The sequence below is a fragment of the Bradyrhizobium sp. UFLA05-89 genome (assembly GCF_059803475.1).
The window spans coordinates 1-17,948 of record NZ_JBANBA010000144.1 but is presented as its reverse complement, the minus strand read 5'-3'; the positions used below and the strand labels follow the sequence as shown (position 1 = coordinate 17,948).

The window sequence follows — 17,948 nt, the reverse complement described above, 5'->3', positions numbered from 1 at the left end:
GACCTTGAGCCTGACATCAGCGACACGCTGAATGACCTCGCTGTAGGAGGCATACAGTCCCTCGTCCGTGACGTCCTTGTAGTAGAATGGCGGCAGCATCACGACGGTGGTGGCACCGAGCGAGAGGGCATGCCGCGTCAGCTCGACCGTCTCGGTCAACGCCGGCACGCCGGTTCCCGGCAGGAGCTTTGACGGCGCGATGCCGGCGCGGACGACGCTCTCGATCAGCGCCTTGCGTTCGCTCGCGGAAAACGAGTTGGCTTCGCCGGTCGTGCCCAGCAATGCGATGCCGTCACAACCTTCGCTCAGAAGATGGCGACAATGCTTGACGAAGACGGCATGATCCGGCGCAAGATCGGCATCCAGCGGCGTCAACGCCGCGCAAAACACGCCTTTGGGCTGAACGTCCACGACGAGAGCTCCTCCGTTGGCATCCGGCCGATCGATTGATCGGAATCCGAACAATTGTTGTCAATCCTTGAGGATGTGATTAGACTTCGCAGTCGCGGCCGTCAAGCGAGCAGCCCATGCCTTTTTATCCGGGAGGGCTCCCCTGCTTGCCAACGGGCCGAAGTAAAGCGCGGATTCGCGAGTGGTTCCAACTCTCTCGTGGACGACGCGCCGCCAGATGAAGGAACGAACATTGGCCAAGACCGCATCGCCAGCCGACAATCCCAAGAACTTTGTGAACTCGGTGGCCAAGGCCTTCGCAGTGTTGAAGAGCTTTTCGGCCGAAGAGTTCGAATTGACGATCACAGAGATTGCCGAGCGCGCCGAGATGGACCGCGGCACGGCGTTTCGCCTGGTGCAGACGCTGGTCAAACTCGGCTATCTCCACGCCAACGAGGCGTCGCGCCATTATCGCCTCAGCCTGAAGTGCCTCGATCTCGGATACACCGCGCTCTCCGCCGGCAACCTGCGCGGCCAGGCCGAACCGCTGCTCCGCGAACTGGTCCCGGCGCTCGGTGACGCCGCCTCGCTGGGTGTTCTCGACGGCAGCGACGTCGTCTATCTCGCGCGCGTCAGCGCCGGTCTCGACCGCCACAAGATCGACCGCAGGCCCGGCAGCCGGATCAAGGCCTATGCCGCGGCACTCGGCCACGTCATGCTGGCGGGTCTGCCGAAAAACGAGCAGATCGCGCGGCTCGAGGCCACCGAGCGGATCAAATTGTCGGAGCGCACGCTGACGGATCTGAAGGCGCTGCTCACGCGGCTCGATCAGGTGCGCAAGCAGGGTTATGCCGTCTCGGACGGCGAGAACGCCTATGGCCTGCGCACCCTCGCCGCACCCGTCTTCGGCCCCGACAAATCCATCGTGGCCGGCATCAGTCTCACCGTCGACGCCAACCGCATCGATATCAAGACGTTCGAGAAATCAGCGCTGCCGGAAGTGCTACGCGTCGCCAAACTCCTGACCAACGCAGTCCAGATGAGCGGCTGATCCCTCTTCCAACCGGGAACCTATTGAACCCCCTGCGGCAATGAACGCCAGACGTGGCGCATCGACCGCCGCGTCAACGCGTACGCTTGACGGAGGGCGCTCGGGCAGGTCTAATAGGCATTAACAACATTTGTTCGCATTCCGATCAAACAGAGTCGGAACGAAACCGGACATAGCGGGCTTCACAACACCGCGTCCGCGTCACCAGAGGAAACACCACTGATGCAAGCCATCCTCAATGGAGAGAGCACGCTCATCGTCACGATGATCGCCGCCTACATCGCCTTCACGTCGTGGCTCACGATCAAGCTGCGCAGCAGGACGAGCGATCAGTTCATGACCGGCGCGCGCGCCATGCCGGCCGTTGTCGTCGGCGTGCTCATGATGTCCGAATTCGTCGGCGCCAAGTCGACCGTCGGCACGGCGCAGGAAGCGTTTCAGTCCGGCATGGCCGCCGGATGGGCCGTGCTCGGCGCCTCGATCGGCTTCCTTCTGTTCGGGTTCTTGATGGTCAAGAAACTCTACAATTCCGGCGAATACACGATCTCGGCCGCGATCGCGCAGAAATTCGGCAAGTCGACCATGCTCACGGTCTCGGTGATCATGATCTACGCTCTGCTGCTCGTGAACGTCGGCAACTATGTCAGCGGCGCAGCCGCCATCGCCACCTCGCTGCATATCAGCCTGCCCGTTGCGATGTGCATCATCGCCGTGGTCTCTACGTTCTATTACGTGTTCGGCGGCCTGAAGGGCGTGGCCTGGGTCACGATCCTCCACAGCGCCATCAAGGTCGTCGGCATCCTCATCATCTTCGCGGTCGCAATGTCGTTGACCGGCGGGATCGCGCCGATCCAGGCGAAACTGCCGGCTTATTATTTCAGCTGGGACGGCAAGATCGGCTTCACGACCATCTTCGCCTGGACCTTCGGCACGGTCGGCGCGATCTTCTCGACACAGTTCATCGTGCAGGCGATCTCCTCGACGCCGAGCGCCGACGACGCCCGCAAGGCGACCCTCTACGCGGCCGCGTTCTGTCTCCCTCTCGGCTTCCTGCTCGCCCTGATCGGCGTTGCGGCAAAATTCCTCTACCCCGACATGAACAGCCTCTACGCGCTGCCGGTATTCCTGGAGAAGATGCCGCCTCTGGCCTCCGCCTTCGTGACGACTTCGCTGGTCGCCTCGATATTCGTCAGCGTCTGCACGGTCGCGCTCGCGATCGCCTCGCTCGTGGTGCGCGACTTCTATGTCCCCTACTGGAAGCCGACGCCGGAGCGCGAGTTGAAGATGACGCGCGTATTCTCGGTCGTGATCGGCATCGTGCCGCTGGTGTTCGTGTTCTTCGTTCCCGAGATCCTCAAGCTGTCGTTCTTCACGCGCGCGCTCAGGCTGTCGATCACCATCGTCGCCATGATGGGCTTCTATCTGCCGCTGTTTGCCAGCAACCGCGGTGCGACCACGGGACTGATCGGGGCCGCCGTCTCGACGACGGTGTGGTATCTGCTTGGCAATCCCTTCGGCATCGACAACATGTACATCGCAGCGGCGACGCCCCTGGTCGTGATGGCGATCGAGCGCCTCGTGCTCGGCCGCCCGCCCACTGAGCGCGCCGCGCCGGCGACCACGCAAACCAGTACTTTTGTGGAAAGGACTTCAGCATGATCGCGGACATCGAGATCGCCGACGGCGTCGTGCGACAGGCGGCCGGCGAACCCGACCGGTTCGACGCCTTCATTCCGTCGCCCTGCGTGCAGAACCACGCGGCCAATCTGATGCCGCTTGCCAATGGCGACCTTGGCTGCGTCTGGTTCGGCGGCACGCAGGAAGGCATGTCGGACATATCGGTCTATTTCTCGCGTCTTGCCCGCGGCGCGACGCAATGGTCGCCGGCCGAAAAGCTGTCCGACGATTCCAAGCGTTCCGAGCAGAACCCGGTGCTGTTCCCTGCCCCGGATGGCGCGCTCTGGCTGATGTGGACGGCGCAGCTTGCGGGAAACCAGGACACGGCCTTCGTTCGCAGGCGCCTATCGCGCGACCACGGCCGGACCTGGGGCCCGATCGAAACGCTGTTCCCGGAGCAGCGCGGTCGCGGCACCTTCATCCGCCAGCCGATCGTGGTGCTCGACAATGGCGACTGGCTTTTGCCCGTCTTCTATTGCCACAGCACGCCGGGACGGAAATGGAACGGCGACGAGGACACAAGCGCGGTGAAGATTTCCTCCGACGCAGGCGCGACCTGGCGCGACGTGGACGTGCCAGGAAGCCGCGGCTGCGTGCATATGTGCATCGAGCGTCTTGACGATGGCTCGCTGCTCGCACTGTTTCGAAGCCGCTGGGCGGACAACATCTATCAGAGCCGATCCACCGATCACGGCCGCACCTGGTCGGCGCCGGTTGCGACCATCCTTCCGAACAATAACTCCTCGATACAGTTCACGCGGCTTGCCGACGGACATCTCGCGCTCGTCTTCAACGACTCCAGCGCCAATGCCGCGACCGAGCGCCGTCTGTCGCTCTACGACGAGATCGAGGACGAGCTGCCGCCCGTGATCGCCGGCGACGGCAAGACACACGGACGCACCGCGTTCTGGGGCGCACCGAGAGCGCCGATGACGCTCGCCGTCTCGGCCGATGGCGGACGGAGCTGGACCAAGCGCGACGTCGAGACTGGCGACGGTTACTGCATGACCAATAATTCGCGCGACCAGACCAACCGCGAGCTGTCATATCCGTCGATCAAGCAGACCGCCGACGGCGCGCTTCACATGGCCTTCACCTTCCATCGGCGGGCGATCAAGCATGTGCGCGTGACGGAGCCATGGGTCACGCACGCCGTCGGGGACTAGGACGATGGGCGGGCGGCCCCACGCACTTGTGACAGGCGCAAGTTCCGGCATCGGCGCCGCGGTCGTCGAACGCCTGCTGCGCGATGGTTGGCGCGTCACCGGCATCAGCCGCCGCCCCGCACCTCTCGACCATCCGGCGTTTGATCACCTGTCGCTTGACCTCGGGAACGTCGATGCCATCGCGCCTGCTCTCGCAAGCATCGCACCGACGGCTCTCGTTCATGCCGCGGGCGTCCTTAGGGTCGGCCAACTCGGCGCGCTCAACCATGACGACGGCGCGGCGATGTGGCGGCTGCATGTCGATGTCGCCGAGCGCCTCGCCAATGCACTGGCGCCGCGTCTACCCGAGGGCGGGCGCATCGTTTTCATCGGCAGCCGGACCGCATCGGGCGCATCCGGCCGGGGACAATATGCTGCGACGAAAGCGGCGCTGGTTGCGCTCGCACGCTCATGGGCGGCTGAGCTCGCGCCCCGCGGCATCACGGTCAACGTCGTCGCGCCCGCCGCGACCGAAACGCCGATGCTGAACGACCCGACGCGCGCCAATGTGACGCCTAAACTGCCGCCGATCGGCCGCTTCATTCGTCCCGAGGAAGTCGCCGCCAGCGTGGCGTTCCTGCTCTCGGCGGAAGCTGGCGCAATCACCGGGCAGCAACTCGTGATCTGCGGCGGCAGCTCTCTCTGAGCGCGACGCTCGCGCACGGCTTGCCAGATCGATCCGGCCACGCTCTACTCATCATGTCCTGACTCTGGGAGGAGACACGACATGATACGCTACGCCGCTCTCTTGAGCGGGCTGATCGCCCTCGCCTGCTCCACGCCCGCCAGTGCAGAGATCACACGGTTCAACGTCCTCGATCGCACCACCTCCGCCCTGCAAGGCCGCAGCTTCGGGCCCGCCGGTCAGGTCGAGAGGATAACCGCGAGCGCCACCATCGCGCTCGATCCGGCCAATCCCCGCAACGCCGTCATCACCGATCTCGACCGTGCGCCGCGCAATGTTGACGGCAAGGTCGAGGCAACCAGCGACGTCGTCATCCTCCGTCCTGCGCATCCGAACGGCATCCTGCTGTTCGAAATACCGAACCGTGGGCGCAGGCTGATATCAGCCTGGTTCGACAACAGCTCGATCCAGGGTAGCATCCGTCTCGATCAAGCCGACGACGCCGGCCGCGGCTTCCTGCTGTCGCAGGGCTACACGCTGGTCTGGGCGGGCTGGCAGGCGGACGCACCCACAGGCGCCGGCATGCTTGGAATCCAGGTGCCGGTCGTCGCGGGCATCACCGGGCCCGTCCGCGAGGAATGGAGTTTTGGCGACACGACCAATCCGCATGGCGCGACACTGAGCTATCCCGTTGCGGACCGGGCAAGCGCACAATTGTCGGTGCATGCTCGCGCCGACGATCCGCGCCAAACTCCACCGGAGCTCAAGCTCAGCTTCATCGACGACAAGACGATCGAGATCACGCGCCCGGCCGGCTTCACCTCGGATGCGCTGTACGAGCTGACCTACACGGCGCGCGACCCGAAGCTGACCGGAATGGGTCTCGCCGCAATCCGCGACGTCGCCGCCTTCCTGAGGCGCGAGGGCGGCCCGACCAATCCGCTCGCGGCCGACGGCCAGAGCGGCATCTCGCGAGCGATCGGACTTGGCATCTCGCAGTCCGGCCGCGTGCTGCGCGACGTGCTTTATTTTGGGATGAACGAGGACGAAACCGGACGTCTCGTGTTCGAGGCGATGATGCCGATCATTCCCGGCGCGCGGCGCAGCTTCACCAATGACCGTTTTGCCGAGCCGGGTCGCAATCCTGGGCCTGAGTTCGACCGCCTCTATCCCGTGCTGCGTTTCCCCTTCACCTATGCCGTGACGGAGGATGCGTTCACTGGACGGCGCGACGGACTGTTGCTCCGCTGCAGCCTGACCAACACCTGTCCGCGCATCATGCAGATCGATTCCGAGTTCGAGTTCTGGGGGTCCGAAGCGAGCTTGCTCGTCACCGACACGCGCGGGCGCAATCTGGAACCGCCGCCTGAGGTGCGGCTCTACATGGTTGCAGGCAGCCCGCACGGCAATGTCGCGACTGCCGTCGTTACACACAGGCCGACCTGCACCCTGCCTCTCAATCCCGTGTATGGCGGCCCCGCCTTCCGCGCGCTGCTCACCGGCTTGCAGGCGTGGATCACCGAGGACGTGGCACCGCCGGCAAGCCGCTACCCGACACTGGCGCAGAATACGCTTGCAGCAGCCAGGGACGTCTATCCGGTGCCGATCCCGGGCCTTGGCTATCGCGCTCAGTATGCGCGCGCGGAGGCAATTGAACAGGCAGCTCCGTTGCCGAAGGTACACGGAGAATACCCGCTCTATCTGCCGCGCGCCGGCGCTGATGGCAACGCGCTGGCTGGCGTCCGGCTGCCATTGCTTGCTGCGGCTCGCGCGACCTACACGGGATGGAATGCGATCGCAGGGGCAGATGGCGGACAAACGCTGTGCACCCAGATGGGCGGCACGCTCGCCTTCGCCAGCACGCGCGCAGAGCGTCTTGCGGCCGGCGACCCCCGCCCCTCGATCGAGGAGCTTTATCCCACGCCGGATGCTTATGTTGCCGCGGTCAAGGCTGCAGCCGTGCGCATGGTCGACGATCGTCTGCTCCTTCCCGAGGATGCAGCCGATGCCGTCGCCGCGGCGCAAGCCGGCACGCTGGCCCGACTTGCGCCCTGACGGCGCGTGCGCGGGCGTATCGCCGGCAAGCCGACGGCGCCCGAGTATACATCTGTATAGTCGCCGCGGTTGGTCGTTGGACCTAAGCTTGCGTTAACGGTCTTATGCGGGATCATCATTGTCGTCTCGCGATTGCCCGTTTTCGGGATTACGGATCGTGCAAGTACCTCATGCAGGACGACTCGTTGCGATCGTAGACGACGACAACTCGGTTCGTACCGCGGTTCGCGGGCTGCTGCGCTCCATTGGTGTTTCTGCGGAGGTCTTTGCATCTGCGGAGGAGTTTCTGCGCTCCGCGAAGATGGATCAGGTTGGCTGCTTGGTCGTCGACGCCAATATGCCGAACATGAGCGGACTTGATCTGCACCAGACTCTGCTCAGCCAGGGAAATTCGATCCCCACGATCATCATAACCGCCTACCCGAGTGACCATGTCCGGGCTCGCGCACAGCAGAATGGCGTGCATTGCCTGCTCACCAAGCCGTTCAACGAGGACGATCTGCTCAGCGCCATTCGCAACGCTCTGGCTCGAGCGGGTCGGTGACCGTCAGGCCACCTTGCCGCTGTCGTTCGATTTTCCCAGCGCGAGAAGAACCCGGTCTGCCATGCGCGACAACTCGGGCAGCGACTTCGCACGCATCTTTCGCATCACCTGGCCGCGATGAACCTTGACGGTGATCTCGCTGAGGCCAAGCTCCGCCGCGATCTGCTTGTTCAGCCGCCCACTCACCACCAGCGCCATGACTTCGCGCTCCCGCGGCGTCAGCGTTTCGAAGCGGGCCTTCAGCTCAGCGCTGATCTTCTCCTGCTCGAGCCAGGCGCGGTCGCGGGCATGGCCAAGCTGGATCGCGTCGAGCAGGTCCTGCTCGCGAAATGGCTTCGTCAGGAATTCGATTGCGCCGCCCTTCATCGCCTGGACGGACATCGGGATGTCGGCATGGCCGGTGATGAAGATAATCGGCAACTGCCGCTTGCCGCTGCCGAGCTCGCGCTGCAGCTCGAGTCCGCTTTGTCCCGGGAGGCGCACATCCAGCACGAGGCAGGTCGGTCCTTCGGGCCGCCCCGCATCCAGAAACTCGCTGACCGAACCCATCAGGCTGACCCGGAATCCCGCCGACCGCAGCAGATTGCCAAGCGATTGCCGTATGCTCGGATCGTCGTCGATCACGACCACTGTCGCGGGTTGATCCTTGTCCTTGGGCTCCGTCACAAGCGCACCTTGACACGTGCTTCGACCAAGGAGTGTAGCGGGCACCCCAAGACGAGGGAAGCGGGCGATCAGCGCACATTGGCCGTCCATCCCCGACCTTCCGGTGACATAGACTGAACCATTCAGTACGCTCGGCTATGCCATCGTATAGCTAGCGAAGCGAAACGAATTCAGTAAGTTAGTAGCATGAGTAGCGAAACCATATCACTCGTGTTCCCGGCGCTCGGCGTTACGATGCCGATCGCCGCGATCGTCCTGCTCGCCGGCGTGTAACGCGCCTCGACGGAGCACCTTCCGGCAGACGCCAAGCGCAGGCAACCTCGGCAGTCATTGAGCAAACGTCAGCGCGCGCCCGCGGGTCTGCTACGAGCCATCCCCTGCTGCGTTGCATCGAAACCCGTCCGGCGTATCAACCCTCGAACCGTTCCACCAAAAAATCGATGAACAGACGCACCTTGAGTGCGAGATGGCGTGTCGGCGGATAAAGCGCGTAGAGCGTCAGTGGAGGCGCATGATAGTCATCGAGACAGGTCCGAAGACGCCCGGTCTGCAAAGCGTCCTCGCCGATGAAGACGGGGAGCAAGGCGATTCCCCGCCCGGCCACCGCTGCATCGCGCAGCACCTCGGCATTGTTGACGCACAGCGTCCAGGACGGCTGGATCCAGTGATCGCCGTCCTTGCCTGACAGCTTCCACTGGTTGCCGGTGGAGAGGAATCCGTAAGTGAGGCAGTTGTGATCGCGCAAATCGTTGGGATGCGATGGCACGCCGTGGCTTCTGAAGTAATCCGGTGAAGCACAGATCACACGGGCGATCGGCGCGATCTTGCGCGCGATCAGGCTCGAGGATTCCAGATCGGCAATGCGCAAGGTGACATCGAGACCGTCCTGGAGCGGATCGACATTCTCGTCGCTCAGCACGAGCTGGATGCGAAGCTCGGGATAACGCTGCATGAACTCGGCAATCGCCGGCCCGAGCCGAAGCGTACCGAACGACATCGGTGCATTGACCCGCAGCAATCCGCGCGGTGTAGCCTGCGACTGAGTGACGGCATGGTCCGCGGCCTCGAGCTCGCCGATGATGCCCAGCACGCGCTCAAAATAGGCTTGGCCGTTTTCGGTCGGGCTGACGCGGCGCGTGGTGCGGTTCAAGAGCTGCACGCCGAGCTCGTCCTCGAGTTCGCCGACATATTTGCTCACCGCGGATCGCGACAATCGCAGCGCCCGGCCCGCTTCGGAAAAGCTGCCGAGCTCGACCACCTTCGCAAAGGCCCGCAGGCCTGCCAGCTTGTCCATTCCGGCACCGTTTCAATTGTCGCCATTTCATAGACAGTGATGCCATGAAACGCCAGATTGTCTTTGAAATGGAGCGGAACGATATTTCCAGCATGACGAGCCGATAGGGCTCACACGCAATGGAGACAAGTTATGGCCGGCCTTCACCACGTCACCGCGATTTCCGGTAACCCGCTGGGGAACCTGAAGTTCTACAGAGAGCTTCTGGGCCTGCGGCTGGTCAAGAAGACCGTGAATTTCGACGATCCCGGCACCTATCACCTCTATTATGGCGACGAGAGCGGCACGCCCGGCACCATCCTCACCTTCTTCCCTTGGGAGCATGCGGCACCGGGCCGGGGCGGCGTCGGCCAAACCCAGCAAACCGCCTTCCGCGTACCCGCACGCTCGATCGGCTACTGGACCCATCGCTTCATCGAGAAGGGCGTCGCGCATGAGGCGCTGGAGAAGCGATTTGGCGAGAGCGTGCTGTCCTTCACCGACCCTGACGGCATGAGCCTCGCTTTGGTCGGCGTACCCGGTGCCGAGAACGAGCGCGCCTGGAGCAACGGCGACGTTCCGACCGAGCACGCGATGCGCGGCTTTCACGGTGTGACGCTGCTGCTCGATGATGCCGCCAAGACCGGCGCCATCCTCACCAATGTGCTCGGCTTCGAGGCGGCCGGCCGCGAGGGTTCGATCAGCCGCTATCGTTCGCCGAACTCAGCCGGCGGCATCGTCGATATCTATGAGGCCAAGGGCTTTCTGCCCGGCCGCATGGGTCGCGGCTCCGTGCATCATATCGCGTTCCGTGCCGCTGACGATGCGACTGAGGCGGAGATGGCGCGTAAGCTCGTGACCGAGCACGGCATGCAGCCGACCGAGCAGAAGGACCGCAACTACTTCCGCTCGATCTACTTCCGCGAGCCCGGCGGCATCCTGTTCGAGATCGCCACCGACATTCCGGGCTTTGCCGTGGACGAGCCGCTCGCAACGCTCGGCGAGGCCTTGAAGCTGCCGCCGTTCCTGGAGGCACATCGCAAGGACATCGAAGGCGTGCTGGCCCCGCTGGGCGATGAGGAGGCGGCGTGATGAGCCAGCTCTCTTTCATCCACCGCTTCGAGAAGGGCACGCGGCGCGATCTTGCGCCGCTGCTGCTCCTGCACGGCACGGGCGGCGACGAGAACGACCTGATCCCGCTCGGCCGCATGGTGGCCCCTGACCGTGCGCTGCTCTCGGCGCGCGGACAGGTGCTGGAAGGCGGCGCGCCGCGCTTCTTCCGGCGGCTTGCCGAGGGCGTGTTTGACGAGGCCGACGTGGTGCGCCGCGCGCATGACCTTGCCGACTTCGTCGATGCCACACGCAACGAGTACGGCATCGCGGCGCCGGTGGCGCTTGGCTATTCCAACGGCGCCAACATCGCGGCGGCCATCCTGCTGCTTCGACCGCAAACCCTGCGCGGTGCCGTGCTGCTGCGCGCGATGGCGCCGCTGGCAAGGCCGCCCCAGGCCGATCTTGCCGGCAAGTCGGTGCTGCTGCTTTCCGGCCAGCACGATCCGATCGTCCCTCCCGGCAATGTCGGAGGCCTTGCCAGGACTCTCGCTGCATCTGGCGCGCGCGTGGAGAGCCGCGTGTTGCCGGTCGGCCACCAACTCTCCCAGCTCGACGTCAATCTGGCGCGCGAGTGGCTGGCCGAGGAAGGATTGTCCGACGGCTCACGCCGCAACGAAGCCGCGAACGCGTGAGGTCTGTCACGGCCGCAAGATCCCGGCGCCGATTGTGTAACGCAATCGGCGCCAGCCGATGACAATGCCGGTGAGCGAGAACACGAAGCCGAGGGCACACAAGCCGACGATCAGAACGCTGCGCACGTGCGCATGCGCCAGCAGGATGGGAAAATCCAGCGTGTGCAGGGCACTGTAGAGCCAACGATAGACCCGTCGCGACGAATCCAGCTTTTGCAGCACTACGCCGTTCGAACCGTCGATGTCGAACCAGACGTCGCCGCATCGCGTGCGGTAGACGGGTCCACCCGGCAGCAAAGACGATGCAGGATACTCATCGGTCGCACTGACCGGTGTTGGAACGCCACAACCGTCCCAAAGACTCTCGGTCACTCCTGAGATATCGCGGGGATTCAGGAATGGCTGTTGCTCGTCCGGTTTCGAATCCCCTGCCCTGACCAGGATCTGCCTGTCGAGACCGACGCGGTCGCGCCGGTAGAAGCTGCCGTTGAAGGCGAACCACTCGACCTCGCGGGCCGATGGTGAGATCGGCGGCCAGTTCACGGTCGCAAGCGCGGACCAGTCGGGCACCGCAGAGGCGATATTCGCTTCGGCTTGCGTCAACTGCCCGCGTGAGAACAAGCGTCCGTGGTCCATGGACAGCCAGCCACTGAAGATCAGGGTCAGCACGAAGGTCGTCGCCAAGAGCCCGATGACGTGATGCAGGGCATGCCAGCCGCGATAGGGTGAGCGCATTCGCCCTTTTTCAAGCCTGATCCGCGCGATGCCCAGCGCAGCGCCAAGCACGGCTGCGATCAATGCGAACAGCGAGAGGCTCCAGACGACCCCGTCCCACAGCGACCAGTTGCGCCTCAGCACAGTCGGATAGATCCAGTGCACGACGCTGCCGATGAAATTCCATCCGCGCTCGCGCCGCATCGTATCCAGGACGATCTCGCCCGTGACCGACGATACGTAAAGCTCCGTCCCATCAGCGTCGGCGAGTGCCACGCGGAACAGCGGCCGATGCCGATCGAAGCCGTTTGGCACGCTCCATTGATCGTACTCGGCAAGCGCGACGATCGACGCGCGGGCAACATCAAGCCCGCGCCGTCGCGCATGATCGGTCGCGATGGCAAGTGCAACGTCCGGCGATGTCACGGCGGCGTCGGCGCCGTCCGTTGCGCGGATTGCATGCGACCGCGAAGGCCCCATGACGACGTAGACGGGACCGTCGCTCCGCCGGATCAGCCGCACGCGCGCAGCGTCGGACAGTCCGCTCGCCGCGACGGCGTCCGACGGCCCAATCCCCGCAGCCACGTTTCCCAGTGGTGCGAGACTTTCGACGCGTTCCGCTTCACTCAATGAAGGAAACGGAACGAAGTGCATCACGATTCCGCTTGCGAACCACATCGCAAACAGCAGGCAGAACGCAATTCCAAGCCAGCGGTGCAGCAGGATCGTCGCGCCCATCATGCGATCATCACCTTACCACTTGAACGCGGCGGAGATCTCATAGGTGCGCGGCGCGCCCAGCAGAACCTGATCGGGGTAGAACGGATCGCCCCAGACCGCATAGCGCTTGTCGGTGATATTGCGCACGCGGAACGTCAGACGCGTCTGCTCGACGGCGAAGACCGATTTCGGGATGTCGACGAATGCGTAGACGTCTGCGATCGTGTAGGCGTTCAGCGTCACGGTGTTCGCATCGGTGTTGTAGCGATCGCCGACGTGACGTCCGACGACGCCGAGCTCCACCGGCCAAGGTGTGAGGAAAGGTGTGAAGAAGCGATAGGATGCGCCGGCATTGGCGACGATGCGCGGCACGTTTGGCGGCGTATTGCCGGAGAACGAGCCACCGGCAAAATTGTAGTCGGCATAGCGTGCATCGACATAGGCGATATTGCCCCACAGCCGCATGGCGTCCGTCACGCGCACGGCACCGGCGAGCTCCACGCCCTTGGACTCCTGTCGCCCGGCAATGTTGAGCTGCATGCCGCCGGCGGCTGCATAGACGTTCTTGCGCAGGATGTCGTAGGCCGAGAACGACCATTCTGCCCGATTGTCCCAGAACAGATGCTTGACGCCGGTCTCGTAGGTGCGCGAGGTCGTCAGGTCGAGCGGCTGCGTTGGTGCGAGCAGGAAGATGTTGTTGGCCGAGACGTCGGCGCCGGTCGCATACTGGCTATAGAAGGTCAGGCCGGGCACCGCTTCCCAGGTGTAGCCGATGCGGCCGGTCACCGGCGCCCAGTCCTTCGAGAACGGGAAGCCCGCCTTCTCAAGACCGCCGACGTTGGTCGAATTGCGGTCGAGCCCGATATGCTCGACGCGCAGGCCGCCGATCAGCGCGAAGCTTCGGGTGATCTTCAGCCGGTCCTCGAACGACAATGCTTCGTTGTCGATGCGCGCCGTCTGCTGCTGCGTCGTGAGCGGGCCATAGTAACCACGCGCGGGATCGACCAGCGTGACGAGATCATGCGGGAAATTCGCCGCGCCCGGCCGGACAAAATCGAGATCGCTCGCGGCGAAGGTCGTCACCAGGCGATTGTCAAAACCTGCGATATTCGCATCCCAGGTCAGGTCGGTGACGTTGCCGACCAGCCGCTGGCTGTGCGCCACATAGAAGCGCTCGCGATCGACCAGGTTTGAATTGGCGTTGAACGCCTCGACCTCGTTGTTGAACCACGTACGCTCGGCACCATAGCCATAGGTCTGGCTCTTCAAGGTGAGGCCCTGCGCGAGCTTGAGCTCGAAGCCGCCACGCAGCCACACCTCCTGCGCCGCGTTGCGATTGTCGAGCACATTGTAGTTGGTGTTGAAGGTGCGGTCGTCGATCGTGACGGGGCCGAGATTCGACCCGTTGTAGTTCGAGACGTAGCTGCCGGAGACGATGCCGGCTGTGGCGTGCGACCCGCTGTAGGCGATCGGCACCAGCGGAACGCCCCAATAGCCCTTTGAGCGATCCTCCCTGTATTCGATCGCGCCCCAGAGCTTGAGATTGTCCGAGACGCGATAGTTGAGCTGGCTCGATACATCGAGCGTCTTGGTGCTGGTGTCGTCGGCAAAGCCATTGAGCGAGGAGCGGCTGACGTCGAACCGATAATCGAGACCCTGCACATTGGTGCTGCCACCGGAGCCGTAATAGCTGCGGTACGAGTTCAGCGAGTCGTACGAAAAGAATGCCTCGTTCTGGACCGGCCCGGTGTGCGGCTGCTTGGTCACGAAATTGACCGCGCCGCCGCTGGCGCCCTCGCCTGACATCAGCGAGGCCGGCCCCTTCAGAAACTCCACCGCTTCCAGATTGGCCGTGTCCATGATGCGCGAGGTCATGTTCTGCGGGCCGATCTTGATGCCGTTGTAGAGAGTATTGATCTGACTGTTGGTGAAGCCGCGCATCGAGAAGGCCGAAGGCTCCGCCGGATTGTCGCCGGCGGTCACGCCGACCGTGCCCTGCGCGACGTCCGAAACGGTCCGGTAGCCCTGCTCGCGAATCGTCTCGGCCGAGATCACCTCGACGGTCGCGGGCACCTCACGCGCAGTGAGGCCGAGACGCGAAGCGCTTTCGGCCACCGCATTCGTGTTGAGTGGTGTCTGCGTCGCGTTCTGAACGGCCGGCTTTTGCGAGGTCACGGCGGTCGCCGTTCTGTTCGGCGCCGCGCGCCGGGCGCTTCGCTCATTGCGTCCGCCCGGCTTGGCCGGCTTGCGGCTTTGGTCGGCCTGGCGGACCTCGACCGGCGGCAATTGCTCGCGGACTTGCTGCGCAACGGCTGCGGATATATCGACGAAGATGAACGGCGTGAGAATGCTGGACGCGCGCAGGAATTTGCGCGGGTAGCCGGTGCGGGCGGAAGACATGGTTCGGACCTCGGTATGACGTCAGTGGCACGTCACAGCGAACCAAGTCTCAACCTTCGGCGCAGTTCTCGCCTCCAGCTAAGCCAAATGTCTGTACTCCCCGACCGACATCTTCGCGTGTGACCACGGCTGACGGCAGGTCTCCTGGCTCGCGGGTCGTGACCTCTTCGCCGCCTTCCCGGGACCGAGAGCCCAGTGGCTTGTGACGAAGGATTCTCCGCTTACAGTTGCGGGGGCAGCTACGGCATTGGGGAAAATCCCCGCACCGCATTCCCTTTTCATCCCCGGATGGGGAAACCGTCGCGAGCATCTATGATTAGGAGCGACAGAGAGTCAATGTGCTGGCCGCGGCATTCTTGTCGCAGCGGTGCAAACGTCTGTGGAGATGCTGAATGGAGGGGGACACCTTCCTCTGGTTGGTGAGACATGCGGTCGTCGATGGCGTCGCGGGGACGATCCACGCCATGGATGCGCAGGCCGACCTCAGCGACCGGACGCGTTTGGACGCGTTGCGACGGTGCCTGCCGCAGGGGGCCGCGAGCTACGCGAGCCCGGCACGACGGACCGTCGACACGGCGCACGCGCTCGGGCTCGATCCGATCCTCGTGCCCGGGTTCAGCGAGCAGGATTTTGGCGAATGGACCGGACGACGTCACGACGATCTCGCCGCCTCGGGCGGCGAGCCCTACGCGCAGTTCTGGGCCAATCCAGCGCACGCGAGGCCGCCGGGCGGCGAAAGTTTTGAAGATCAGATCGCCAGAACCCGTGAAGGCCTTCACCGCATCGAAAGAGGACCGGCGGTCCTCGTCGTCCATTCCGGCACCATCCGCGCTGTGCTGTGCATCGCGCTCGACCTCGCCCCGGAGGCGGCGCTGCGCTTTGCGATCGAGCCACTCTCGCTCACCCGCATCGATCGGCTCGCGAACGGCTGGCGGATCGTGTCGGTCAATCAGACGATCGCTTGAGCCGTCTCAGGCCGGACGATCCGGAACATTGGCCTGCGCGAACGTCGCCATGCCATTGTGCAGGGCGCAGGCGAGCCGCACCAGCGGCAGCGCGATCGCGGCGCCCGATCCCTCCCCGAGCCTGAGATCGAGGCTGACCAGCGGCTGAACGTTGAGCGCGCGAAGCACCAGGCGATGACCCAGCTCCGCCGACTGGTGCGACGGCAGCAGGAACGGTTGACATGACGGATTGAGGCGCGCGGCCGCCAGCGCAGCAACCGACACGATGAAGCCGTCGATCAGGGTTGGAACACGCCGCTGTGCAGCCGCGATGATTGCGCCGCAGATCGCCGCGATTTCGAGGCCGCCGACTGCGCGCAGGACCTCCTCCGCAGACGCGCCCGTCTTCGTCAGGCCATGCCGTGCAAGCGCAGCGTCGATCACGCGCGCCTTGCGTGCACGCCCTACGGCATCGACACCGGTGCCGCTGCCGGCGATCTCGTCGGCGCTCACGCCGAGCAGGCTCGCCGCGATCGCCGCCGACGCCGTGGTATTGCCGATGCCCATCTCGCCGAGGATGAGGAGATCAGGCTGCTTCGCCGCCGCACGCGTCACAGCGCGCTGTCCGCATTCGAACGCAAACACCAGCTCCGCCGGCTCCAGCGCAGCTTCCACGCTGAAATCGCGCGTGCCACAGCGCGGCTTGTCCGCGACAATCCCCGCGCCCTCCGACTGTGCCAGCGAGCCGGCATCGACGACCTCGAGACTTAAGCCCAATTCACGCGCCAGCACCGAAATCGCAGCACCGCCGGCGGCGAAATTCGACATCATCGCGATCGTGACTTCCTGCGGATAGGCGGAGACGCCCTGGGCGACGATGCCGTGATCGCCGGCAAAGACGATGATCGGCACGCGCGCGGCGCGCGGCTGCTCCGTCTCCTGCAGGCCCGCAAGGTCGATCGCGACCTGCTCGAGCCGACCGAGCGCACCGGTCGGCTTGGTCAGTTGCGCCTGCCGCGCCATCGCCGCCTCGCGGTGCGAGGTCGAGATACCCGGGCATTTCTCGTAAACCCAATTGGGGAGCATGTCGTCCTGCCTCCGTTCACGCGACTGCGGTCGCGTCACACGCTGCGTTTGAGAATGTAGCTGTCCATGATCCAGCCGTGCCGTTCGCGCGCCTCCTGCCGTGCGGCGACGATGCGCGGACCGATCTCGGCCAACGCACCCGACATGACGACCTGATCGGGCATGCCGAGATAGGCGCCCCACCAGATCTGCAGGCCTTGCGGATCGAGCGACTGAAACGCCGTGCCGCCATCGAGCATCACCACCACGGTGTCGGCTCCGTCAGGCCAGCCGCCTTCGCGCAGTCGCCGCCCTGTCGTGACCAGGAAAGGCGCGCCGATATCGTTCAGCGGCAGCGCATGCGCCGCGCACAGCGCCTGGATCGACGTGATGCCGGGGATGACTTCGATCGCGGGCAAAGGATCAAGCCGTCGCGCGATCCTCAGGGACGAGTCATAGAGCGACGGGTCGCCCCAGATCAGCAACGCAACGCGGCCATCATGTACGAGATGGCCCGCGATCGCCTGCGACCAGGTCGCAGCGACCGCATCATGCCAGTCGTCGACGCCCTTGCGGTAGTCAGCCTCGCCGGCGTCACGCACCGGCAAGTCGAACTCCGCGATACGCGTCTCTTTGTTGGTGAGCACATCGGCGCAAATCGTCCGCCGCAGGTCGGCGAGATCGGACTTCTGCGTCCCCTTGCGCGGAATCAGCACGAGATCTGCCGCATTGATGGCACGGATCGCGGCAAGCGTGAGCTGCTCGGGATCGCCGCAACCGATACCTATCAGGGAGAGCGTGACCATCACGAGTGTGAAGGGCGACCATGAACGGCCGCCCCTCAGCTCATCTCTACGCCGCGTTGTGCAGGCGC

General features: G+C 64.4%; 16 protein-coding genes and 1 riboswitch. Of the genes, 9 read left to right on the top strand and 7 right to left on the bottom strand.

From position 1 onward, the window contains the following. Positions 1 to 411: dihydrodipicolinate synthase family protein (locus tag SO139_RS41240; protein ID WP_498541836.1), on the bottom strand; the 411-nt coding region annotated here is incomplete at its 3' end. 232 nt (positions 412 to 643) lie between these two features. On the opposite strand from SO139_RS41240, the gene SO139_RS41235 reads away from it, so the two are divergent. From SO139_RS41235 to SO139_RS41210, 6 genes are all read left to right on the top strand, one after another. After that, positions 644 to 1,441, top strand: coding sequence for an IclR family transcriptional regulator (locus SO139_RS41235; protein WP_449377380.1), 798 nt, complete (start codon positions 644 to 646; stop codon positions 1,439 to 1,441). 222 nt (positions 1,442 to 1,663) lie between these two features. After that, positions 1,664 to 3,100 (top strand): sodium:solute symporter family protein, encoded by a 1,437-nt coding sequence (locus SO139_RS41230; protein ID WP_449377381.1) that lies wholly within the window; start codon positions 1,664 to 1,666, stop codon positions 3,098 to 3,100. Then, the gene (locus SO139_RS41225) at positions 3,097 to 4,284 is read left to right on the top strand and encodes a sialidase family protein (protein WP_449377382.1); all 1,188 of its coding nucleotides are present in this window, start codon (positions 3,097 to 3,099) and stop codon (positions 4,282 to 4,284) included. The genes SO139_RS41230 and SO139_RS41225 overlap by 4 nt, the downstream gene beginning before the upstream one ends. A 4-nt stretch (positions 4,285 to 4,288) precedes the next feature. Further along, complete coding sequence (locus tag SO139_RS41220; RefSeq protein ID WP_449377383.1) at positions 4,289 to 4,969, top strand: SDR family NAD(P)-dependent oxidoreductase; 681 nt, start codon at positions 4,289 to 4,291, stop codon at positions 4,967 to 4,969. 81 nt (positions 4,970 to 5,050) lie between these two features. Next, positions 5,051 to 7,003, top strand: coding sequence for an alpha/beta hydrolase domain-containing protein (locus SO139_RS41215; RefSeq protein WP_449377384.1), 1,953 nt, complete (start codon positions 5,051 to 5,053; stop codon positions 7,001 to 7,003). Positions 7,004 to 7,121: 118 nt separating this feature from the next. Beyond that, the gene (locus tag SO139_RS41210; RefSeq protein ID WP_449377385.1) at positions 7,122 to 7,547 is read left to right on the top strand and encodes a response regulator transcription factor; all 426 of its coding nucleotides are present in this window, start codon (positions 7,122 to 7,124) and stop codon (positions 7,545 to 7,547) included. A gap of 3 nt (positions 7,548 to 7,550) precedes the next feature. Here SO139_RS41210 and SO139_RS41205 read toward each other — a convergent pair whose 3' ends face one another. Both SO139_RS41205 and SO139_RS41200 read right to left on the bottom strand, forming a co-directional pair. Continuing rightward, complete coding sequence (locus SO139_RS41205; protein WP_449377386.1) at positions 7,551 to 8,213, bottom strand: response regulator transcription factor; 663 nt, start codon at positions 8,211 to 8,213, stop codon at positions 7,551 to 7,553. A 409-nt stretch (positions 8,214 to 8,622) separates the two neighbouring features. Continuing rightward, complete coding sequence (locus SO139_RS41200) at positions 8,623 to 9,507, bottom strand: LysR family transcriptional regulator (RefSeq protein ID WP_449377387.1); 885 nt, start codon at positions 9,505 to 9,507, stop codon at positions 8,623 to 8,625. Between the two features lie 132 nt (positions 9,508 to 9,639). On the opposite strand from SO139_RS41200, the gene SO139_RS41195 reads away from it, so the two are divergent. Both SO139_RS41195 and SO139_RS41190 read left to right on the top strand, forming a co-directional pair. Beyond that, positions 9,640 to 10,578 (top strand): ring-cleaving dioxygenase, encoded by a 939-nt coding sequence (locus SO139_RS41195; protein ID WP_449377388.1) that lies wholly within the window; start codon positions 9,640 to 9,642, stop codon positions 10,576 to 10,578. Beyond that, positions 10,578 to 11,231, top strand: coding sequence for an alpha/beta hydrolase (locus SO139_RS41190; RefSeq protein WP_449377389.1), 654 nt, complete (start codon positions 10,578 to 10,580; stop codon positions 11,229 to 11,231). Before SO139_RS41195 ends, SO139_RS41190 begins: the two co-directional genes overlap by 1 nt. A gap of 6 nt (positions 11,232 to 11,237) precedes the next feature. Here SO139_RS41190 and SO139_RS41185 read toward each other — a convergent pair whose 3' ends face one another. Together SO139_RS41185 and SO139_RS41180 are read right to left on the bottom strand one after the other, a co-directional pair. Then, positions 11,238 to 12,686 carry a PepSY domain-containing protein gene (locus SO139_RS41185; RefSeq protein ID WP_498541835.1) on the bottom strand — a complete coding sequence of 483 codons (1,449 nt, stop codon included), beginning with the start codon at positions 12,684 to 12,686 and terminating at the stop codon, positions 11,238 to 11,240. Between the two features lie 12 nt (positions 12,687 to 12,698). Further along, positions 12,699 to 15,065, bottom strand: coding sequence for a TonB-dependent receptor (locus tag SO139_RS41180; protein WP_449377391.1), 2,367 nt, complete (start codon positions 15,063 to 15,065; stop codon positions 12,699 to 12,701). A 117-nt stretch (positions 15,066 to 15,182) separates the two neighbouring features. Further along, positions 15,183 to 15,382: riboswitch (cobalamin riboswitch) on the bottom strand. A gap of 75 nt (positions 15,383 to 15,457) precedes the next feature. Between SO139_RS41180 and SO139_RS41175 the strand changes: the two genes are divergently transcribed. Then, the gene (locus SO139_RS41175) at positions 15,458 to 16,030 is read left to right on the top strand and encodes a histidine phosphatase family protein (RefSeq protein WP_449377392.1); all 573 of its coding nucleotides are present in this window, start codon (positions 15,458 to 15,460) and stop codon (positions 16,028 to 16,030) included. A 6-nt stretch (positions 16,031 to 16,036) separates the two neighbouring features. On the opposite strand, the gene cobT is transcribed toward SO139_RS41175, so the two are convergent. After that, positions 16,037 to 17,095 carry a nicotinate-nucleotide--dimethylbenzimidazole phosphoribosyltransferase gene (gene cobT / locus SO139_RS41170; protein WP_449377393.1) on the bottom strand — a complete coding sequence of 353 codons (1,059 nt, stop codon included), beginning with the start codon at positions 17,093 to 17,095 and terminating at the stop codon, positions 16,037 to 16,039. Between the two features lie 35 nt (positions 17,096 to 17,130). Continuing rightward, entirely contained in the window at positions 17,131 to 17,880 is a 750-nt protein-coding gene (cobF, locus tag SO139_RS41165) for a precorrin-6A synthase (deacetylating) (RefSeq protein WP_449377394.1), read from the bottom strand. Positions 17,881 to 17,948: the final 68 nt, after the last annotated feature.

Bases quoted from the DNA above. Each gene is read 5' to 3' on its own strand.
- SO139_RS41230 (WP_449377381.1), top strand. From the start codon at position 1,664: ATGCAAGCCATCCTCAATGGAGAGAGCACGCTCATCGTCACGATGATC.
- SO139_RS41225 (WP_449377382.1), top strand. From the start codon at position 3,097: ATGATCGCGGACATCGAGATCGCCGACGGCGTCGTGCGACAGGCGGCC.
- SO139_RS41220 (WP_449377383.1), top strand. From the start codon at position 4,289: ATGGGCGGGCGGCCCCACGCACTTGTGACAGGCGCAAGTTCCGGCATC.
- SO139_RS41215 (WP_449377384.1), top strand. From the start codon at position 5,051: ATGATACGCTACGCCGCTCTCTTGAGCGGGCTGATCGCCCTCGCCTGC.
- SO139_RS41200 (WP_449377387.1), bottom strand. From the start codon at position 9,507: ATGGACAAGCTGGCAGGCCTGCGGGCCTTTGCGAAGGTGGTCGAGCTC.
- SO139_RS41195 (WP_449377388.1), top strand. From the start codon at position 9,640: ATGGCCGGCCTTCACCACGTCACCGCGATTTCCGGTAACCCGCTGGGG.
- SO139_RS41190 (WP_449377389.1), top strand. From the start codon at position 10,578: ATGAGCCAGCTCTCTTTCATCCACCGCTTCGAGAAGGGCACGCGGCGC.
- SO139_RS41185 (WP_498541835.1), bottom strand. From the start codon at position 12,686: ATGATGGGCGCGACGATCCTGCTGCACCGCTGGCTTGGAATTGCGTTC.
- SO139_RS41180 (WP_449377391.1), bottom strand. From the start codon at position 15,065: ATGTCTTCCGCCCGCACCGGCTACCCGCGCAAATTCCTGCGCGCGTCC.
- SO139_RS41175 (WP_449377392.1), top strand. From the start codon at position 15,458: ATGGAGGGGGACACCTTCCTCTGGTTGGTGAGACATGCGGTCGTCGAT.
- cobT (WP_449377393.1), bottom strand. From the start codon at position 17,095: ATGCTCCCCAATTGGGTTTACGAGAAATGCCCGGGTATCTCGACCTCG.
- cobF (WP_449377394.1), bottom strand. From the start codon at position 17,880: ATGGTCACGCTCTCCCTGATAGGTATCGGTTGCGGCGATCCCGAGCAG.